Annotated in this window: 1 protein-coding gene and 1 pseudogene; one reads left to right on the forward strand and one right to left on the reverse strand. The window is 38.5% G+C overall.

What is annotated here, in order from left to right:
• Positions 1-111: 111 nt before the first annotated feature.
• A protein-coding gene (locus tag NEOC65_RS10010) for an IS5 family transposase (protein WP_213156088.1) occupies positions 112-959 on the reverse strand; the annotation gives its coding sequence in 2 pieces (ribosomal slippage) (positions 112-590 and positions 590-959; 849 coding nt in all).
• A gap of 120 nt (positions 960-1,079) precedes the next feature.
• On the opposite strand from NEOC65_RS10010, the pseudogene NEOC65_RS10015 reads away from it, so the two are divergent.
• Positions 1,080-1,298, forward strand: a pseudogene (locus tag NEOC65_RS10015) (IS481 family transposase); the annotation flags it as partial.
• Positions 1,299-1,394: the final 96 nt, after the last annotated feature.

Consider the following 1,394-nt stretch of genomic DNA (forward strand, 5'->3'; position numbering starts at 1 on the left):
TTTTGTTTTATAGTTTGGTTTATTGCTTTCAATTCCATCCCTCACCTCCCTACTTAACAAATAAAATAGCATACTATATTTTTTATTACCACTGTAGTATTAGAGGTTATCTTAAAACCCCTCTTTTAACTTATCAATTCGCCTTAACATCAGTCTAATCATCGATAGATAAATCCAATTTTCACTCGTAGTTGTTAGGTACTCATACTCTTTAGAAGTTCTTCGATTACGCCCAATCCATGCAAAAGTCCTTTCCACAATCCACCTCTTGGGCAGGACTTTAAAGCTTAAATCAATGGTTTTTAAAAACTCTTCTATTTTATCTTCATGTACCCAAAACCTACGGGGAGGCCTTTTAACAATCTCAAAGTCAATGTTATACTGATCCTGGCAGGTTTGCTTTAATACAGTGCCTTGATAGCCCATATCCGCCCAAACTTTGGTGATAGTTGAAAACAGACCTTTGCATTTGTCTAACAACTTAATTAAGGCCGTTCGATCGTTTTCGTCAGCAGCTCCTACATAGCATGTTAATAAAAAGCCTTGCGTATCCACTACAATGTGCCTTTTACGTCCCTTAACCTTTTTAGCTCCATCATAACCTGTGAGCCCCCCCTTTCTACTGTTTTAACTGACTGGCTATCGACGATGGCAGCGCTGGGATCGGGGTTCCTCCCCATTATAACTCTTAATTTTTTCCTTAAATGATGATTAATTTTCTCAAACAAATGTGGGTCTTTCCACTTCTTAAAGTAAGTGTAAACCGTTTTCCAATGAGGAAAGTCTTTGGGTAGATAATGCCACTGGCAACCGGTTCTTAAGACATAAAAAATAGCTTCCAATAACTCTCTTTTTGTATGTTTAATGGGTCTGCCTCCTTTGCTGTAATCTACTTCAAAGTAAATTTTAATGGCTTCCCATTCACGATCTGATAAATGACTAGGGTATGTATTGCTCATCTTTACCTCCCTTTTCTCTCAAAATTATCTTAAATAAGTTGTTTTGCATCAACCTATTAGATTTTTGATAAAGCAGCTTGATAAGCTAAAAGAGGGGTTTTAAGACATCCTCTTAGACGCATTTATCAACAGACAGTGATCGGATATCTATTCTAAGGTAGCTTCGTCAAACTATACGATAGGATAAGTGCGTGGGTAGCAGCGGATATGCTAAATGATCGAGTCATTCCCTGGTTTGAAGAGCAGGATGTTCGGATTTTAAGAGTGTTAACCGGTCGTGGTACAGAGTACTGTGGAGCAAGAGAGTTTTATGAGTATGAACTTTATCTGGCCATCGAAGGTGCGCCGCAGGCGCGCAAAGAAGTTCAATATGAACTAAAACTTTGTGCTTAAGCTGTACAAATGATGGAGAAGGCCCTCCGAAGTCGGTTTTCA

Origin of the sequence: Neochlamydia sp. AcF65, assembly GCF_018342435.1 — a bacterium.
Lineage (GTDB): Bacteria > Chlamydiota > Chlamydiia > Chlamydiales > Parachlamydiaceae > Neochlamydia.